General features: G+C 71.1%; 14 protein-coding genes. 3 read left to right on the forward strand and 11 right to left on the reverse strand.

Annotated features, from left to right (window positions below; translation table 11 throughout):
- Positions 1–182 precede the first annotated feature (182 nt).
- Complete coding sequence (locus tag HF024_RS02315; RefSeq protein ID WP_247597261.1) at positions 183–7784, forward strand: DUF5979 domain-containing protein; 7602 nt, start codon at positions 183–185, stop codon at positions 7782–7784.
- 56 nt (positions 7785–7840) lie between these two features.
- Here the strand turns inward: HF024_RS02315 and HF024_RS02320 are convergent, their stop codons facing one another.
- Both HF024_RS02320 and HF024_RS02325 read right to left on the reverse strand, forming a co-directional pair.
- Positions 7841–8059 carry a CDGSH iron-sulfur domain-containing protein gene (locus tag HF024_RS02320; RefSeq protein ID WP_168688500.1) on the reverse strand — a complete coding sequence of 73 codons (219 nt, stop codon included), beginning with the start codon at positions 8057–8059 and terminating at the stop codon, positions 7841–7843.
- Positions 8056–9006 (reverse strand): iron-containing redox enzyme family protein, encoded by a 951-nt coding sequence (locus HF024_RS02325; protein WP_247597399.1) that lies wholly within the window; start codon positions 9004–9006, stop codon positions 8056–8058. Before HF024_RS02325 ends, HF024_RS02320 begins: the two co-directional genes overlap by 4 nt.
- Before the next feature lie 221 nt (positions 9007–9227).
- On the opposite strand from HF024_RS02325, the gene HF024_RS02330 reads away from it, so the two are divergent.
- Positions 9228–9659, forward strand: a complete 432-nt coding sequence (locus HF024_RS02330) for an arsenate reductase ArsC (protein ID WP_168688502.1) — start codon at positions 9228–9230, stop codon at positions 9657–9659.
- Here the strand turns inward: HF024_RS02330 and HF024_RS02335 are convergent.
- The gene (locus HF024_RS02335; RefSeq protein ID WP_168688503.1) at positions 9626–10492 is read right to left on the reverse strand and encodes an SDR family NAD(P)-dependent oxidoreductase; all 867 of its coding nucleotides are present in this window, start codon (positions 10490–10492) and stop codon (positions 9626–9628) included. The genes HF024_RS02330 and HF024_RS02335 overlap by 34 nt on opposite strands.
- A 59-nt stretch (positions 10493–10551) precedes the next feature.
- On the opposite strand from HF024_RS02335, the gene HF024_RS02340 reads away from it, so the two are divergent.
- Positions 10552–11217, forward strand: coding sequence for a TetR family transcriptional regulator (locus HF024_RS02340; protein WP_168688504.1), 666 nt, complete (start codon positions 10552–10554; stop codon positions 11215–11217).
- A 30-nt stretch (positions 11218–11247) separates the two neighbouring features.
- On the opposite strand, the gene HF024_RS02345 is transcribed toward HF024_RS02340, so the two are convergent.
- The 8 genes from HF024_RS02345 to HF024_RS02380 form a co-directional block, all read right to left on the reverse strand.
- Positions 11248–11649 (reverse strand): hypothetical protein, encoded by a 402-nt coding sequence (locus tag HF024_RS02345; protein WP_168688505.1) that lies wholly within the window; start codon positions 11647–11649, stop codon positions 11248–11250.
- Between the two features lie 105 nt (positions 11650–11754).
- Positions 11755–13407 carry a hypothetical protein gene (locus tag HF024_RS02350; RefSeq protein ID WP_168688506.1) on the reverse strand — a complete coding sequence of 551 codons (1653 nt, stop codon included), beginning with the start codon at positions 13405–13407 and terminating at the stop codon, positions 11755–11757.
- Entirely contained in the window at positions 13407–14150 is a 744-nt protein-coding gene (locus tag HF024_RS02355) for a dihydrofolate reductase family protein (protein WP_168688507.1), read from the reverse strand. The genes HF024_RS02350 and HF024_RS02355 overlap by 1 nt, the downstream gene beginning before the upstream one ends.
- Positions 14032–15072: a lysylphosphatidylglycerol synthase transmembrane domain-containing protein gene (locus HF024_RS02360; RefSeq protein ID WP_168688508.1), complete on the reverse strand. Its 1041-nt coding sequence runs from the start codon at positions 15070–15072 to the stop codon at positions 14032–14034. The genes HF024_RS02355 and HF024_RS02360 overlap by 119 nt, the downstream gene beginning before the upstream one ends.
- A complete protein-coding gene (locus HF024_RS02365; RefSeq protein WP_210724004.1) occupies positions 15072–15890 on the reverse strand; it encodes an SAM-dependent methyltransferase in 819 nt (272 codons plus the stop codon). The genes HF024_RS02360 and HF024_RS02365 overlap by 1 nt, the downstream gene beginning before the upstream one ends.
- On the reverse strand, positions 15887–16954 hold the full coding sequence (locus tag HF024_RS02370; protein WP_168688509.1) for a glycosyltransferase family 4 protein: 1068 nt from the start codon (positions 16952–16954) through the stop codon (positions 15887–15889). Before HF024_RS02370 ends, HF024_RS02365 begins: the two co-directional genes overlap by 4 nt.
- Complete coding sequence (locus HF024_RS02375; protein ID WP_143466107.1) at positions 16927–17322, reverse strand: 6-carboxytetrahydropterin synthase; 396 nt, start codon at positions 17320–17322, stop codon at positions 16927–16929. Before HF024_RS02375 ends, HF024_RS02370 begins: the two co-directional genes overlap by 28 nt.
- Positions 17322–18299: a zinc-binding alcohol dehydrogenase gene (locus HF024_RS02380; RefSeq protein ID WP_247597262.1), complete on the reverse strand. Its 978-nt coding sequence runs from the start codon at positions 18297–18299 to the stop codon at positions 17322–17324. Before HF024_RS02380 ends, HF024_RS02375 begins: the two co-directional genes overlap by 1 nt.
- Positions 18300–18336 lie beyond the last annotated feature (37 nt).

Genomic DNA, 18336 nt, shown 5'->3' on the forward strand with positions numbered 1-18336 from the left:
GGGGGTGGACGGGCGGGATGTTCGGGCGCTGTGCGCTCGCGGAAGGTGATCGCGGGGTGAAAACCGTCCCGCGCGGTCGCGGCGGTTGATATTCCTGAGGTTGGCTCGGCCTCCGTTGCCGACGATCTCGCCCGACATCGTCGGCGCCGTGCCCATCCCTTCTGTGTTCTTGGGGGACACGCTTGCTCACGCGCCTTCGCTCCATTCTGTCCACCCGTCTGTCCGCTCGCGCGGCAGGACGGCACGCCGCACGTCGTACACTTCGCGCTCCGGCGTCCGTCGCGGTCGGTGTCGTCATCGCCCTCGTCGGGGCCGTTGCCATCGGCGCGCCGGCGGCCAACGCCGACGACCTCGGATCGGGCGTCCTCAACCTGTCGAAGACGTCCACGGTGGCCGACGCCGACCAGGGCACGCAGTTCATCTACACGCTCAACTTCGGCTGCTCGTCGACTACGACCGGATGCGTGGACGCCACGATCACCGACCCGGTCCCCGCCCCGCTGACCGTCGTCGGCACCCCCACCGTCGTCGGCGGAGGCGCGGTCGTCACCGTCACGGGCGGCACGGTGAAGGCCGTCTTCAACGACCCCGTCCCCAACACCACCCCGGCGAGCACCGGACTGGCGGCGGGCGCGACGGGCACCGTGCAGATCCAGGTGAAGGTGCCGGATGCGCTGGCCAAATCGTTCGACGGACAGGTCCTGACCAACACCGCCGGCTTCACCGCGTCCAACGCGACGACGGTGAACGCATCTACGCCTGTCACCCTGCACGTGCCCGACGTCATCGGAGCGACCGCGTCGAAGACCTGGACACCGTCGTCCACCCAGTACACGCCCGGCGAGCAGTCGACCGCGACCATCACCGCTGTCAACGCCTCCAACATCGGCGCGACCACCATGACCATCGCCGAGCCGGCCGACCCGACGGCCGTCGGCGGCGTCTTCGACTTCTACGACGTCGCCGGATTCGGAGCAGTGGACTTCCCCGACGGCGCCGACCGGGTGCAGGTCGTGGCGATCACGGCCGGCGGAACGGTGCCAGGTCCTGTCGGCACGACCGCCGTCCTTCCCTCGTCCGTGAACGCGGGAGACGTGATCGGCCTGAAGCTCGTGTTCAGTTCGAGCAGCGGCTCGGCGATCACGCCGGCCGCCTCCGGCTCCGTCGACGTCACGTTCGCGCAGCGCGCAGCGAACCGCAGGGACGCCTCCCCGCTCGTGACGGGCGGCACGCGCGTCAACGGGGTCACCGCGAGTGTCAGCACCGGGGGAGGCGACGCGACCTCCTCGGTCGCCACGGCCTCCCAGGTGGTGGCGCCGCTGACCGTCAGCGTCTCCGCCGACAAGAGCTTCAGCATCCAGCAGCTGCCAGCCGGTCAGTCCACCACCGCCACGCTGACAGCCAAGAACACCTCGACGGGACGTCTGAGCTCGCTGTCGATTCAGGAGCCGGGAAGCGGGACGTTCTTCTCGAACACGATCGTGTTCGGCGGCTTCGGCTCCGGCGCTGCGTGGCCGGAGGGCGCGACGGCAGCGGTCGTGAAGTGGTCGGTCAACACCGGCACGGCCCCTGCCGACTCGTCGTTCACGGAAGCGTCCGGCCTGCCGGCGCCACCGACGCTGTCCGGTGGCCAGTACATCTCCGCGTTCACGGTGACATACACCGGCTCCATCGCGACCGGCGCGACCGCGAAGCTCCCCGTCACGGTGAACACCACGACGGCGGCCGGGCCGGCCGGTTCCGGATTCACGACATACCCGAACGTGGCGACCGTGACAGGAAGCAACGCGGCGGGCAGCGCGAGCGACACGGCCTCCGCGAACCTCGACGTGTACTTCCCCGAGGTCGACCTCGCGCTCGACAAGACCATCACCCCCGCGACGGTCATCCCCGGCGGCGCCAGCCTGGTGCAGCTCTCCGCGCAGACTCCTGCCGGCACGAGTTCGGTGCGACCGACCTCGATCGTCGTCACCGAACCGCAGGACACCGCTTCCGCTCCGTATTGGAACGCGTTCGACGCCACGGCCATCGCCCCGACCTCCGTGCCGGAGGGCTCGACGCTGACGGTCGAGTACACGACCGACGGAACGACCTGGAAGACCCTCGACACCGTCGACGCCACCTCCAGCGCGAAGACGTACTCCGCCGTGCTCGACACCGAGCTCCCGAACGGGACCACGCACACCGACGTGCGCGGCCTCCGGTTCACCTTCGCCGACGCCGACGGCTTCGGCCAGGCCACCAACGTGCGCCCCGCCATCGTCTTCGTCGCCCGCGGAACGCTGCGCGACAACTCCGGGCCGACGAACCCCGGTGCATACCCGGCCACCACACCGTACGAGAACTGTGCGCTGAGCACGGCGAGCGGCACCGTCAACGGCGGCACCGCCATCACGAGCCGTCCCGCCGTCGACTGCGCCACCGCGAACGTGCAGGCGACCGCCGGCGGCCCTGGCCCGCTGATCGCGAGCAAGTCGTGGGACGGCACCAAGGTCCTGCAGGCCCAGTCCGGCACCACCACCGGCGTCACCCTCGGCTGGGGCACCCAGACGACGGGCGTCCAGTCGATGACGATCCAGGACTCCGCGACGCCCTCCCCGGTGTCCGGCAGCGTCTTCCAGGCGTTCGACCTGGTGAGGATCGACGCCATCACCCCCACGTCGACCGGCGGCGCGACGTTCGACCCGCTGATCCGCTACGACAAGGTCTCGAAGGTCGAACTGTTCGACGGCTCCAGCTGGAACGACATCACGGCCAAGGCCTGCCCGTCGGCGAACAGCTGCGACGGCACCTTCCCCGGATACACCCTGAGCACGGCCGAGCGCGCGAGCACTCAGGGTGTGCGGCTGACCGTGATCGAGAGCCCGAATCGCGCAGCGGCGATCGCGTCCACCGGCGACCCGACAGCCCCGAGCGTCGGAAGCGGCGTCGCCAGCGCGTCGGCCGGTGCATTCCCCGGTGCCAGCACCTCGGCGCGCACGATGCACCTGGACCTCCGCATCCGGAACACGGTGCGCGGAGGGGCGGCGACCGACTGGGTCACCGGCACCCGCGAGTACAACATGGCCGGCTCGCCCGGCGCGGTCGACAACAGCGTGCTCGTCGGTGGCATCCCGTTCACCGGGGCGCCGTTCCAGCGCACCGCGGACGACCACGTGACGATCATCGACCCGACCTTCACCACCAAGGTGACCAAGACGGCCAACCCGACCACGCTCGTGATCCCGCAGCTGGATGTGCCCGCCGCGTCGTACCCGTCGACCACGTACACGACCACCATCGCGAACTCCTCGACGAGCAACACCTGGCAGCTCAGGATCAGCGACCCGGTCGACTGCACGAACGCCGCCAGCACCGCTCCGTGCGTCTTCGGGCCGTACGATCCAGCGGCGAACCCGTTCGACAAGCTGGCCCTGACCAAGATCGCCGTCGACCTGAGCGCCGCCGCCGGCGTGCAGACGTCGCAGAGCGTCGTATCGCTGCTGCACCGCGCCTCCGACGGCACGCTCAGCACTGACACGAAGACCGTCGCGCAGGCCACCGCGCTCACCGCCGCACAGCTCGCCGATGTGGTGGGCGTGAGCGTGCTGCTGCGCGGCACGAACGCGCAGGGCACGGACGGCAGCGGCGCCACCATCGCCCCGGGACAGAAGGCCACCGTCACCCTGACCGGTCAGCTGCTCCCGGCCAGCCGCGAGGCCGGCACCGCCCCTGCCGCCGGGATGTTCAACAACACCGTGTTCGGCACGCTGCACGACGACGTCTACCCGGCGGTCGTGGCCGCTGACACGCAGTCGGCCGGAGTGACGCTCGCCAACGGCAACCTCCAGGTCACGACGGCGAAGACCTTCAACCCGGCGAGCACCCTGCAGGCCAACCCGGTCAACCCGATCCAGGTCAACCTGCGCGCTCGGTCGACGGGGACCCTCTCGCCGAAGTCGGTCACGATCGAGGACTCTGCTCCGACCTTCTGGAACGCGTTCACATTCAGCAGCTTCAGCATCCTGGCCGTTCCCACCGGCGCCGACCGGGTGACAGTGGATGCGCAGACCGGCCAGGGCTCGACGGCCACCTGGCACGCTGGAACCGCATCCACTGTCGGCAGTGCTGCACTCCCGTCCGGGGTGTCAGCGGCGGACGTGACAGGCGTGCGCGTCACCTTCACCAGGGCGGACGGCGCCAGCTTCGCCGCCAGCAACAACGTCGACAACCTCCGGGTGAATGTCAGCCTGCGCTCCGCGCTGCGCGACGGCTCCGGGCCGGTCACCTCCACGGTCTCGCCGACCCCGATGCCGGGTGAGACCGCGGCAGGCGCGGTCACGAACACCGTGTTCGCCGACGCCGCGTACAACGACGTCCACGCCACCAGGGCGCAGGCGACGGCCACCTTCACGGTGAGCCCGGGAACCGCAGCCATTGCCGTGGAGAAGACCAGCCCCGGCCAGGCGGCTGCGGGCAAGGAGGTCAACTGGACGCTGCGGTTCAAGAACACCGGCACCGGCCTCCTCCCCGATCCGGTCGTCGTCGACACGCTTCCGGCGGACGGCTCGTTGCTGTTCGTCCCGACCAACGTGCCGATCTACTCGACGTCGACCGGTGGAAAGTTGCCGACCGACCCCGCCACGGTGACGCGCGCCTTCGACCCGGCGACGGGAACCATCCGGTTCACCTGGCCGGCCGGTTCGCAGCTCGCGCCGGGGGAGACGTACAGCATCACCATCGCGCTGCAGATCAAGCCGGGGCTCGCCCCGGCCAGCTCCGCCGTCAACACCTTCGGCGTCAGCACCGGGCGCACGCTCACGGCTCCCGCGTGCACGGCGCTCAACCCCGGAAACGGTCGTGGTGCTTCGTTCGCTGCCAACACCTGCTCGACCACGAACGTCGTGACCACTCTCTCGCAGGGCTCGTTCACCGCATCCAAGGGCGTCGCCTCCGACAGCGGCATCGCTCAGAACGTCAACAACGCGGCGATCCCGTGCACGGCGGACACGGACGGCTTCTATCGCTACCCGTGCGCGGCGGTCAGCGCCATCGGCGACACCGACCACTGGAAACTCGAGATGGTCAACGGCGGCAACGTCGCTGCGAAGAACCTGACGGCGGTGGATGTGTTCCCGTACCCCGGTGACGTCGGCGTCGTCGACCCGTCCCCGCGCGGCTCGGTGTTCACTCCGCGGTTCAACGGCGACGTCGCGTTCCAGGCGACCGGCGGCACCGCGGGAGCCAGGATGGACTGGTTCGTCACCACAGCGGCCCTGCCGTGCGCCAAGGAGATCTCGCCGGGTGCCGGCGCCTGCCCGGCGGGCGCGTGGCTGCCGTCCTCGGCGGTCGGTTCGTCCGTCGACGCGGCCGACGTGACCGGCATCAAGATGGTGTTCGACTTCAGCGGCGCCCCTGGCGCGGTGCTTCCTGCGGGGGCGGGCGTGAAGGTCACGTACTCGACGACCAACATCCCGACCACCGCATCCGGTGACCACCGGGCACCGGTGAATGCCCCTGTCACCGGTGTGCGGGCCTGGAACTCGTTCGGCTTCTACCCGACGTACGCGACGGGAACGCAGCCGGCCGGACCGCAGGAGCCGATCAAGGCGGGCGTCATCCTGACCGGCGGCCCCCTGCAGATCACGAAGTCGGTCACCGGGGCAGCCGCGGCGTACGCCCCGACGAGCTTCGACGCCGACGTGGCCTGCACGGTCGCCGGCGCGAACGTGGACCTCGGCGCGGCGAAGACGGTGACGCTCAGCGACGCGAACGCGTACACCGCGCGCATCGACGGCATCCCGGTCGGCGCATCCTGTGCGGTGACCGAGCATGGCGCTCCCGGATCGTACGGGGAGTCGACCCGCACGGTGACACCGTCGGCCGTGACCATCGCGGCGGCAGCGGACGCGAGCCAGCCGGTGCCGGCCGGGCAGTCGGTGGCGATCGTCAACGACTACGCGACCACGCAGCTGACCGTCACCAAGAAGGTCGACACCGCGGCGACGGGCGCCTCGTTCGGGCCGTTCGCCTTCGCACTGACCTGCACGAGCGCGCTCGGCGCGGCGATCCCGCTGGCCGCCGGAGACGAGGCGTTCACCCTCGCCGACGGCGCATCCCGCACCATCGCCGATCTCCCGATCGGCGCGAAGTGCGCTATCACGGAGACCGACAGCGACGGCGCGGCGACGAGCCCCAACCACGTCGGCATCGCGTTCGACGGCGCCGCGGAGACGGCGGGCGACACCGCGACCGTCACCCTGGCGGGAGCCGTGGGCGGCGACACCGTGCTGGTGACCAACCACTACGCTGCGGGAACGCTGGCCGTCACCAAGACGGTCGACGGGGATGCGGCGGCCGGCTACGGCGACGGACCGTTCACCATCCACGTGCAGTGCGTCTACGACGGTGCGCAGACGCTCTTCGACGGGGACCTCTCCATCCTCGGCGGGCAGACGCTGCCCGTGCCGGGCGTGTTCCCCGCGGGCACGGAGTGCTCCGTGGTCGAGACCGTGGACGGTGGCGCGACGGCGAGCACGGTCGATACCCCGACCGTCGTGATCCCCGGCGCGGCGGACGGCACGGTGCCGGTCGTCACCGTCAATGTGACCAACACGTTCTCCGCCGGTGCTGTCACCATCACCAAGAAGCGGACAGGCGACGGGGCGGCGACCTACGGCGATGGTCCGTTCACCGCTCAGCTCACCTGCACCTGGGTGAAGGACGGCGTGACCTCCACCATCCCGCTTCCCGCCGGAGGGAAGGTCGTGCTCGACAAGGCCAACGGATACACGGCCACCGTCAGCGGGCTGATCCAGGGTGCGCACTGCGACACCGTGGAGTCGGCGACGGGCGGCGCGTCCGCCGTCACCGTCGCACCGGCAGCGGGCGTCACCGTTCCGGCGGGCACACCTGCGGAGGTGACCATCACCAACACCTTCGACACGGGATCCCTCGTCATCGACAAGAAGCGGATCGGTGACGGCGTCAAGCAGTTCGGCGACGGACCGTTCACCGTCGAGGTGACCTGCACGTACCGGGTCGACGGGGTCACCACGCCGATCGACCTCGGCGCGCGCTCGAAAGTGGTGCTCGACGCGGCCAATGGATACACGGCGACCATCGACGACCTCATCGCCGGGGCATCCTGCTCCATCGAGGAGACGGACGCCGGGCTCGCCACGTCCACGACGCTCGATCCGGCGGATGGCATCGTGACCATCGCCGACGGCGCTGCGGTGACCGTGACGGTCACCAACCGCTTCGACGTCGGTCACCTGAGCATCCAGAAGAGCGCGAACCGGCCGACGGCCACGGTCGGCGACACCATCGTCTACACGATCGTCGTCACCAACGACGGCCAGCTCGACGCGAAGGGCGTCGCTGTCACGGACACGATGCCGAAGGGCCTGAGCGTCGTCTCGACCTCCCCGGCGGCGACGGCGAAGGACGGTGTGCTCGCCTGGACGATCCCCGCGATCGCTCGCGGCGCGTCCGCGACGGTCACGGTGACCGCGAAGCTGATCGCGCCGGTGACCACCACGAACCGCGCCAGTGTCGAGACGCCGACCGGACCGTGGGATCCGTCCAGCGCATCCGGCACCTGTGGCGCCGCGGGAGTGGCCTGTGCGACGGTGACCGACCCTCCAGCGGCATCGACCGGCTCGGGCACCGGATCCGGCCTCGCGGCCACCGGTTCCGACCTGCTGGCTCCGCTGTGGCTGGCGCTGCTCGCACTGACCGGAGGGGCACTGCTGGTGACCGCAGGACGGCTGAGCAGGAAGCTGCGCCCGCGGAAGCGCTGAGGTCGCTGACGTGAGGGATGCGGGGGGCGCCGTACAGGCCACCCCCGCATCCGGCGTCACCCCTCCAGCTGCGGGTCGGTCTTGAAGCCGACCAGCTTGTGCGTCCCGTCGCAGTACGGCTTGATGGTCGACACCCCGCAGCGGCACAGCGCCACCGTGCGCCGATGCTGCGGGATGGGCTCGCCGTCGGAGCCGAGGATCGTCACCTCGCCGCGCACGAGCAGCGGGCCGTCCGTGCAGGCGACGATGGTCGGCTGACGCTCTGCGGCGGTCACGCGAGCACCGGCTCCCTGTCGCGCAGCGAGCTGCGGCCCGCCTGCCAGCACTCGATCATGTGCGCGCCGACCAGGCCGTCGACATAGAGGCACGCACGTGCGCCGAAGACGATGTCCGGCAGCAGCTCCGGATGCTCCTCCGCGAGCCCGCCGGCGAGGTCGCGCCCCGCGATCTGCTCGTGCACGGCGTCCGCCTCGACGTGCTCGTCGAAGTAGTCGGTTACGTCGTCGCCGAAGCCGAGGCGGCGGAAGCCGTTGCCGTACATCCTGTTGGGGATGGAGGACGTCATCTCGAACGCGGCCAGGTGCCCGGCGATGGCGCCGCGGAGGCGACGGTTGATGCCGAACATCGACATCATGGTGAACGAGGCGAGCGTCACGGCCGGAACGCTGTCGATGTATGCGCCGTACGTGTCGTCCAGGCCGACGCCGCGGACCGTCTTCGCGAAGATGGCGGAGTGCATCCGGTCGGGGTCGCCTCCGCCGTACTCGTCGGACTGCACCTCGACCAGTGCGGCCTTCGCCCGTCCGGTGAGGCGGGGGATCGCCCAGGAGTGCGGGTCCGCCTCCTTGAGCGTGTAGATGGAGCGCTGCATGACGAACTCGATCGCCTGCTCCTTCGTGGCCTTCTTCGCCAGGTAGCGGGACAGGCTGGGTCCGGAGTCCTCGCCGGTGACGGCGAACAGGTACGACGCGACGGCCTCCGCGTCTGCGGCGGGAAGCTCGCCGAGGTCGATGCGCTCGCGCAGCTGCCGCTCGAACAGGTCCTCGATGGAGGTGCGCATGGTCACTTGGGTGGGGTGCCACTCCCAGCGGTCGTCGGTGTCGACGACGCCGCCATAGGAGAGTCCGTAGCTGAGCAGCAGGGTGAGCTGGAGGTCGTCGTCGGTGAGGAGGTCCGGCTCGCCCGCGAGTGCTTCGGTGGCGAGGTCGAGTGCGCGCGTCATCGCGGCGGAGTCGCGGTCCGCCGGCTCGGAGAGCGCGGCGAGCAGCTGCGCGCTGACGGGTCCGCGCGGGGTTATCGGTGCAGTCATGCTCCGACCGTGACCCCAACCCCGGATGCAGTCAACCGGGTTGTGATCCGCCGGTTTCACTGCATCCCGTGGTCAGCTGACGCCGCCGTTCACCGCCGCCGCGTAGACTCCGCTCCCGACCCGGAAGGAACCCCATGTCCGACAAGCCCACCGTGCTCTTCGTCTGCGTCCACAACGCGGGCCGCTCCCAGATGGCCGCCGGCTTCCTGCGGGAACTGTCCGGCGGGGCGGTCGACGTGCTCTCTGCCGGCTCGGAGCCCAAAGCCGACCTGAACCCGGTGGCCGTGCAGGTGATGGCGGAGGAGGGGATCGACATCGCGAATCAGGTGCCGAAGATCCTCACCACGGAGGCGGTGGCGGACTCCGACGTGGTGATCACGATGGGCTGCGGAGACACCTGCCCGATCTTCCCCGGCAAGCGCTACGAGGACTGGGAGCTCACCGACCCCGCCGGGCGCCCCGCCGAGGAGGTGCGCCCGATCAGGGACGAGATCAAGCAGCGGGTGCAGCGCCTCCTCGCGGAGATCCTGCCTCAGGCGGCGTCCGGCGGGAACTCTGCGGGGTAGGGCTCCGCGAAGTCGGCCGAGCGGCTGACGGGCGCCCAGGCGAGGTCGTCGGCGAGCAGGCGACGGTCCTGGGCGACGCTCATCTCGGTGGCGTTCACGCCGAGCGGGAGGTGCTCGGGGATGCTGCTGCGCTTGGCCACGGCCACCAGGATCCCTGCGGCGCGTGCCGGGTCTCCTGCCGGGCCGTCCGTGTTCTGGCGCATCCGCCTGTTCATCGCGCCGACCGTCTGCTCGTACTGCTCTGGTACATCGCGGACCTCCATTGACGAGCCGGCCCAGTCCGTTGCGAAGCCACTCGGCTCCACGACGAGTACCTTCACGCCGAAGGGCGCCGTCTCCACGCGGAGCACGCGGCTGAACCCGTCGATGGCGAACTTCGCCGCCTGGTACGACGCGATGCCGGGGGAGCCGCCGACGCGGCCGCCGACGGACGAGAACTGGATGACCAGACCGCCGCCCTGCGCCCGCAGCAGCGGGATCGCCGCCTTGGAGACGTTGTACACGCCCCAGAAATTGGTCTCGAACTGGGTGCGGAAGTCGTCGTCGTCCGTCGACTCGATCGGCGACACGTTCGCGTAGCCGGCGTTGTTGACGATGACGTCGACCGAGCCGAACCTGTCGCGGGCGGCGCCGAGCGCATCCCCGGCCTGGGCGGGGTCTGTGACGTCGAGCTGCAGCGGGAGGATGCGGTCGCCGTACGAGGCGACGAGGTCGTCGAGCTGTTCGGGGCGGCGGGCCGTGGCCGCGACGCTGTCGCCCGCCTCGAGGGCGGCGACGGTGAGTGCGCGGCCGAAGCCGCGGGATGAGCCGGTGATGAACCATGTCTGTGTCATGCAGTTAATAAAACACTGTTTCTTTAACTAATGCAACCTCGTTGCGCTAAACTCGTCCCGTGACGCCGACCGAGCAAGCAGACACCGCGTTCCAGCGCGCCCGTTCCCCCGAGGCGAAGGCCGCCAGAGAGCAGGCGATCCTGGATGCGGCACGCGCGCTCGCCACGCGCCGCGGCATCCGCGAGGTCACCCTCACCGACATCGCCGACGAGGTCGGGATGCACAAATCGGCCATGCTGCGCTACTTCGAGACCCGCGAGGAGATCTTCCTGCGCCTCACCGCCGACGGCTGGCGCGAGTGGACCCCGGCGGTCTGTGAGCGCATCCTGGCCGCATCGTCGACGTCCGGCGTCGCCGCTGCCTTCGCCGCGACCCTCGCCGAGCGCGGCACCTTCTGCGACCTGCTCGCCCAGGCCCCCATGAACCTGGAACGCAACGTGTCCGTCGATGCCGTCCGCGCGTTCAAGCTCACGACAGGCGCCTCCCTCGACCAGCTCGTCGACGCGACGACCGCGACGCTTCCCGGCCTCACCCGCCCGGCCGCCGTCGACCTCGTGGCCACGGCCACGTCGCTCGCCGGAACGTTCTGGCAGATCTCCACGCCGCCCCCGCCGATCGCCGAGCTCTACCGCTCCGACCCGCGCCTCGGACACGCGCTGATCGACCTCGAACCGCGCCTCCGCCGCATCCTGACGGCGTACCTGGATGGCGCGGTGAAGGCGTAGCGGGCAGGGTGTCGACCTATCTGCCCAACGTCACGCCGCCCGCACGCCACGCGGACGCCGCAGGGCGACGGTGGTCGTGATCGCGAGCACCACCACGCCGATCGCCTCAACGATCACGGTCTCCGGCACCAAGGTGAAGTTCCAGGACTCGGTGATGCCGAACAGGCCGACGGTGAGCGCCAGAAGCAGGGAGGCCAGGCTCGCGATGACGAACAGCAGGCTCAGCACCGTCGCGATGGCGAGGAACCGGCCGCGGAGGGCGAGCATCCCGATGGCCAGCACGATGCCCGCGATGCCGTTGAGCACGAAGAGCACGCCGAGCAGGCCGCCGACGCCGTCGAAGAGAAGGAAGATGTGGATTCCGGCGATCACGAGGAGCACGATCGCGCTGATGATGCGAAGGACCCTGAGGGCCGAGCCGCTGTCGTTCATGAGTGGTGTACCTGCTTCCGGGGAGATCGAGTGGATGGGGACCACAGGGAGAACACGAGATGGATGCGCGAGAGGTTCACGAGGGCGCCGACGGGCCGGTCGGTGTCAGTTTCCGTATGCCGAGAGGAATCGGTCGCGGAACGCATCCATCCGCCACACCGGCGCCGTGGGTGATGGCAGCATCCCGGGCTGCCAGCCCCAGGAGGAGATGCGCTGCATCACCGCCGGGTCTTTGGCGATGATGCTGATCGGGACATCGTGGGTCGCGTCCGCGCCGCTGACAACGCGCGCAGGCTGGTGGTCGCCGAGCACGACGAGCACCAGGTTCGGGTCGTCGAACGTGGTGAGGAACGAGAACAGGGAGCCCATCGTGTACTGGATCGACTGCCCGTAGAGCTGCTGGACGTGAGAGGGGTCCTGCCAGACGACGCTCGGCGGCAGACCCTGCTCCGGCTGCCCGTCGAAGATCGAGCCGTCTCCGACCGCCGACCAGGGCACGGGATGCGGCAGCGGCGTCCACGGGGTGTGCGACGAGACGAAGTCGATCTCGGCCATCAGCGGTGCGTGCGGCTTCGCGAGCTCGTGCTGTTGGAAGGAGGAGAGCGTGTACTGATCCGGCACTCTGGCATAACTGAATTTCGGGCCTCGGTAGCCGACGTTCTTCGCGTTGAGCTGGCTGTCGAAATGGTAGAACGAGCGCCCCACCGGCCACGGTTTGGTGTCGGACGGCACGTCGCTGATGGTCCGCCAGCCCGCACGCCGGAAGGCGTCGCTGAGGGTGAGCCGCTGACCGGAGGTGACCTGGTCGTACTTCTGCTGCGAGTCGATCCAGAGGCCGGTCTGCAGGGTCGAGTGCGCGAGCCAGCTGACGCCACCGAAGGTCGGAGAGGTGAGGAAGGCACTGCGCTCGGAGTATCCGTGGGCCGCGAGTTGCGCATCCCCGTCGCGGAGCACGGCATCCACGCCGGGGGAGAACGAGGAGCCCTGCACGGCGGTCTGGCCGTAGCTCTCGACGAACGCGACGATGACGTCTTTGCCCTTCAGTCCGGTGAGGAGGTCGGTCGGAGGCAGCTGCGCATACGGGTCTTCGGCTCCTGCTCGGTCGAATGCGGCCTGATCGCGGGCGGCCGCGACGGCCTGGTCGGCCTTCGCCACGGTGACGGTGACGGCGTCCGCCGCGGCCACCGGCTCGCCGGGCACGAGCTGCACCCCGACGATGGCCAGGGCGAGCCAGCCAGCGGTGACCGCCGATGCGCCGATCACGGTGGGCGCCCTGCGGTGGCCGAGGACGGCGGCCAGGTGCAGCAGGGAGGCGGCGACCGCGGCGGTCGCGCCGACCACGGCCACGGCGAGCAGCACCAGGATGAGCACGGCGAGCAGCGGGCCGGTGGAGTCGCTGACCACGCCGTAGCCGTCGGCGAGCTCCGGCCAGCCGGTCAGCACGTCGAAGGTGCGCCCGACGGTCTCGGTGAACGCGCGGTCGAGCGCTGCGCCCAGGGTGACGAGCACGATGAGCACCGCGAACAGGATCGCGACGACGCGGCGCGCGGCGGCCCACGGCAGGAATACGAGCAGCACGAGCGCGACGACCGCGTCGAGCGGGACGCGCAGGAGGGCGAGCGTCGACCAGGATGCGACGATGCCGGGCGCGAGGGAGGCGACGAACAGGGTGACCGCGGAGAGGACGGTCGCGGTGGCGGCCCTGAGCCGGGGGCGGCGAGGGCGGCGGGGGCCAGAAGGGCGGGGGCGCGACGCCATCAGAGCCGCCTCGCCGCCACGCTCGCCGCCATTCCCGTCCCCGCCGCGCCCACACCCTCGGCGAACCGCCCGGACAGCGCATACCGCAGCAGCACCACATCCCCGATCGTGCGCGCCTCGGCCAGCGTCGCCCTCCGCTCGCCCGTCCACGGGAACAGCGCGTCGCCCACGAACCGCGGCGCCCTCCTGTCCCCGACGAACAGCGGGGCGACCGCCAGCTGCAGCTCGTCCACGATGTCGTCGGCGAGGAACTGGGTCAGCGTCGTCCCTCCGCCCTCGACCATGAGCCGCCGCACGCCGCGGTCGCCGAGGTCGGAGAGCAGGTCGGCCATCCGCACGTCGTCCCCGAGCTGCACCACCGTCGCCGTGCCGCCCAGCCGCCGCCGGATGCGCCGCTCCGCACCGCGCGGACAGTAGACGAGCTTCTCGGTGTCGTCTTCGGCGAAGAACGCCGACCGGGGGTCGAGGTCGCCGGAGGCGGTCACGGTGACCTTCCAGGGCGAGCGCCCGCGTCCCGTCTCCGCGCGGCGGCCCTGCCGTTCCTTGCTGTGCACGAGCAGCCGCGGGTTGTCGAGCCGGATCGTGCGCGCGCCGACCATGATGGCGTCGCTCGCCGCCCTGACCTCATCGACCCTGTCGAAGTCCGCCGGGTTCGAGAGCGCCAGCCTCGGCGGGCGTGCCGTGTCGAGGTAGCCGTCGAGTGAGACGGCGCAGCTGATGGTCACGTACGGGGAGTCGGCCATGATGGCTCCTTCTGTGGACGATGGATGCGAGTGCCGCCGCGATCACTCCCGGTAGGAGGGACAGGATGGCGAGCACGCCGAACAGGGTGGCGGCGGAGATGCCGGCCGCGGTGCCGAAGCCCGCCACGGCGAACGCCCACCCCGCCGCTCCCTCGCGGGGACCCCATCCACCGAGGTTGACGGGGATGGATGCGGCGAGCAGCACGACCACGGCGATGGCGAGCATCCGGAGCGGAGGCACGCTCGCGCCGACCGCCGCCGTTGCAATGGCGAAGGTGGCGAGGTGGCAGGCGACGACGACGATGGATGCGCCCACCACGCGCACGGCGACCGTCGCGGAGCCGAGGCCCAGCCGCACCGCAGCCGCCTCGCGCCGGAGCACGGTGCGCACCCGCGCGCTCGCCAGGGCGGCGACGGCCACCACCGCGACGACGAGCACGACGCCCGCCCCGGCGACGGGCAGGAGTACGCCGCCGAACCCGGCGCCGGCGACCGCCAGGACGATCACGGTGAGCACGAGCTGCACCAGCTGTCCGACCGTGCGCTCCACCGCGACCGCCCGCGCGGCCATCGCGAGGCTCTGCGCACGGCGGCCGTGGTCGACGGCGCGGTGCACGTCGCCCACCACCCCGCCCGGCAGCACGCTGTTGATGAACTGCGACCGGTAGTACATCCCGACCGCGCGCGGCCAGGGCATCCCCACGCCCAGCCGTCCGGCGATGACGTTCCACCGCCAGGCGGCGGCTGCCGTCGCGGTGGCGGTGAGCAGGATCGACGCACCGATCACCGGCGGGTCTATGCTCTGCAGCCCGTGCAGGAACGGGCCGGTGCCGACGTGCAGCGCGACCGCCACGAGGATGCCCCCGCCGACGATCACCCGGACGGCGACGCCGAACCAGCTGGACCGCACGATCGCACGCATCAGCGCGGCCAGGCCAGCACGTCGAGGTGGTAGACCACGGCGGAGAGCTCCCCGCGGTCGAGGTGGCGGCCGCGCAGCTCCCGGTAGCCGCCGAGCGTTTCGACCAGTTCGGGCTCCTGTTCCTCGGCGGCGCCCACCCACCCGTCGAACCACTCGCGCAGCAGGCGCGGTTCGTGGTCGCCGAGATGCCAGCTGGTGCGGGCCTGGCGCACCCGCCAGCCCGCCTGCTCGAACAGCCCGCGCACGATCGGTCCGGCATACCGCCCGAGCAGCCGCCGACCGCCGACCTCCCGCCGCTGGTGCGCGTTGAATGCGTCGCCGACGGCCTTGTCGCGCGCATCCCACGGCCGCAGCTCGACCTCGCCCGTCACGCTCAGCGAGAGGAAGGCGGGGGCGCCCGCCAGCACGCACGCGTCCACGATGGCGTGCGCCTCGGCCGCGGTGAGCACGTCGAGCAGCGCGGACGCCGTGACCAGGGATGCTCCGCCCAGGTCGGCGGCGGTGAGCCGGTCGAGTTCGCCGACGGAGGTGCGGAGCGCGATGGGCGCGCCGTCGGTATCGAGCGGACGCGGCCCGTCGAAGGCCCGGGCGGTGAGCGCTTCGTTCCAGTCGTGCAGCACCCACGTCTGCGGCCCGGGCAGCAGGGGAGCGAGCCAGCGCATCATCGAGCCCGTCCCGCTGCCGAGATCGTGCACGGTGTGGCGGCCGTGCGGCAGCAGTGGAGGGATGTGCGCCGCCAGGTCGCCGGAACGCGCCGTGGCGTCCTCGCCCTCGCGGAGCGCCAGCCAGTCGCTGCTGACCTCCAGGATGTCGCTCACGATCGCACCGCTGTTTCCGCACTCGCCGCATCCGGCACCCGGGCGAGCGCAGCGGCGACCACCTGCGCGGTCGACGCCCACGTCGTGGAGGCGCCCCGCGCATCCATCGCCGCCGCGCGCAGCTGGTGTCGCCGGGCCGGGTCCTTCCACCACTGCCGCAGCGCGACGCGCAGCGCCCATGGGTCGCCGGGCGGCACGATCATCGCCGCCCTCCCGTCGCCGACCGCCTCCACGATGCCGCCGACGCCCGTGGCGAGCACCGGGATGCCGCGCGCGATGGCTTCGGCGGCGACCATCCCGTAGCTCTCGACGCGCGACGGCACGACCACGAGGTCGGCCTGCCCGTACGCCTCGTCGAGCGCGCGGCCGGCGAGCACCCCGGTGAACGTGACCCGCTCTGCGATCCCGGACGCTGCTGCGCGCGCGGTGAGCGCCGCAGCGAACTCCGGTGTCGTCGCCAGCGAGCCGACGAACGTGCACGACCAGCCGTCGATGTCCGCCAGCCCGGCGAGCGCCGACACCAGCAGGTCCTGCCCTTTGTGCGGCGCGACGGCGGCCACGCAGAGCAGGCGACCACCGGTTGCGGACGGTTCGGACGGCGGCGCCGCATCCACCCCCGGATGCGCGACCACGATGCTGCGCGGGTCTGCGGCATCGCGCGCGATCAGCTCGGAACGCGTCCAGGCGCTGGTGGCGACGATCAGCTCCGCCGAGCGCAGGGCGTCGCGTTCGCGGTCGTCCTGCTCGGGCGCGACCATGTGCGCCAGCACGACGACGTGGAGGCGTCCGGACTGGTCGGCCACCGCATCCGGGTGCTGCGCGACGAGCAGGCCGTCGATGAGGACGAGCGCACCGTGGGGCAGCCCGCTCAGGATGCGCCCTGCGTGCCCTCCGCCGTCGGCGACCGCGAGCATCCGGAGGTCGCAGCCGTCGGCCAGCAGCCCGTCGCGGAGGTGCAGGTCGTAGACATTTCCGCCGCTCACCCGTGCTGGGTCGTCCACCGCCTCTGGCACGAGGAAGAACACCGGCCGCCCGCTCACAGCGACCTCGAGTAGCTCGCCCACGCGATGTGCGACTCGTGCATGGTGACGGAGATCGTGGTGACGCTGTTTCCGCCGAGCTCGCGCTCCGCCACCCGTGCAGCGAGCCGGTCGGCCACCACCCGGCAGAGCACTTCGGTGGTCGTGTTGATCCCCGCGAACGCGGGATCGTCGTCCAGGTTGCGGTAGGTCAGCGAACCGGTGATCTCCGCGAGGGCAGCGCCGGCCCGGCCGATGTCGATCACGACGCCGTCCGCATCCACGTCGTCGGCGCCGAAGGTGGCATCGACGATGAACGTGGCGCCGTGCAGTCGCTGGGCGGGGCCGAAGAGGTCGCCGCTGAAGCTGTGGGCGATCATCAGGTGGTCGCGCACCGTCACGGTGTATGGCATCAGGCATCCGTCCAATCGATCGTGTGGCAGAGGTCGGCCGTGCGTCCGTCGGCGAGCGCGGCCATCACCCGCGGCAGGTCGCGCCACGACGACTCGCCGGTCAGCAGCGCGTCGAACGCCGGGTCGCGCAGCAGGTCGACGGCGAGCGCGAGGCGATCGCGGGTGGTGCGGCTGCCCCGCCGCCGCGGGGGTACCGAGCCCACCTGGCTGGCCCGGATGGTGAGGCGCCTGGCGTGGAAGTCGGCCCCGAGCGGCAGGCTGACCGGCCGATCCCCGTACCAGCTGGCCTCGATCACCTCACCCTCGGTGACGACGGTTTCGAGGGCGAGCCGCAGCCCGGCCTCCGCGCCGCTCGCGTTGACGACGATGTCCCTGTCGAGCGGAGCATCCTCCGGCAGGGCGAACCCGACCCCGAGCCGCGCGGCGACCTTGCGCTTCGACGGGTCGGTGTCCACCAGCACCACCTCCACACCCGGGATCCCGGCCGCGAGCCGGGCGACGCTGCACCCGATCATCCCGGCGCCGACCACTGTGAGCCGGTCGCCCAGCAGCGGGGCAGCATCCCACAGCACGGTGACGGCCGTCTCGACCGCGCCCGCCAGCACCGCCCGCCTGGCCGGCACGGCATCCGGGACGGGCACGACAGCATCCACGGGGACGACGAACGCCGACTGGTGCGGGAACAGGGTGAAGACGGTGCGCCCACGCAGCGCGGACGGTCCGTCCTCGACGACGCCGACGTTGAGGTAGCCGTATTTCACCGGCCACGGGAAGTCGCCCTCCTGGAACGGGGCGCGCATCCTGTCGTGCTCGCTCTGCGGCACGCGCCCGCCGAGCACGGTCGTCTCCGTGCCCCTGCTGACGCCGGTGTGGAGCGTGCGCACGAGCAGCTCGCCGTCGCCGGGCGCCGTCAGCGGTGCCGAGCGCAACGATCCGGTGCCAGGACCGTCGATCCAGAATGCGGTTGCCTCGACCACGTCCCCTCCTCGGTGAACCATCGGTGCGCGCGTGGCG

It is taken from the genome of Leifsonia sp. PS1209, from assembly GCF_012317045.1.
In the GTDB taxonomy this organism is placed as follows: domain Bacteria; phylum Actinomycetota; class Actinomycetes; order Actinomycetales; family Microbacteriaceae; genus Leifsonia.

What these genes read in the sequence shown, in the direction of transcription:
- HF024_RS02325 (WP_247597399.1), bottom strand. Translation starts at nt 9,006, where the DNA reads ATGACGCGCGCACTCGACCTCGCCACCGAAGCACTCGCGGGCGAGCCG.
- HF024_RS02330 (WP_168688502.1), top strand. Translation starts at nt 9,228, where the DNA reads ATGTCCGACAAGCCCACCGTGCTCTTCGTCTGCGTCCACAACGCGGGC.
- HF024_RS02335 (WP_168688503.1), bottom strand. Translation starts at nt 10,492, where the DNA reads ATGACACAGACATGGTTCATCACCGGCTCATCCCGCGGCTTCGGCCGC.
- HF024_RS02345 (WP_168688505.1), bottom strand. Translation starts at nt 11,649, where the DNA reads ATGAACGACAGCGGCTCGGCCCTCAGGGTCCTTCGCATCATCAGCGCG.
- HF024_RS02350 (WP_168688506.1), bottom strand. Translation starts at nt 13,407, where the DNA reads ATGGCGTCGCGCCCCCGCCCTTCTGGCCCCCGCCGCCCTCGCCGCCCC.
- HF024_RS02355 (WP_168688507.1), bottom strand. Translation starts at nt 14,150, where the DNA reads ATGGCCGACTCCCCGTACGTGACCATCAGCTGCGCCGTCTCACTCGAC.
- HF024_RS02360 (WP_168688508.1), bottom strand. Translation starts at nt 15,072, where the DNA reads ATGCGTGCGATCGTGCGGTCCAGCTGGTTCGGCGTCGCCGTCCGGGTG.
- HF024_RS02375 (WP_143466107.1), bottom strand. Translation starts at nt 17,322, where the DNA reads ATGCCATACACCGTGACGGTGCGCGACCACCTGATGATCGCCCACAGC.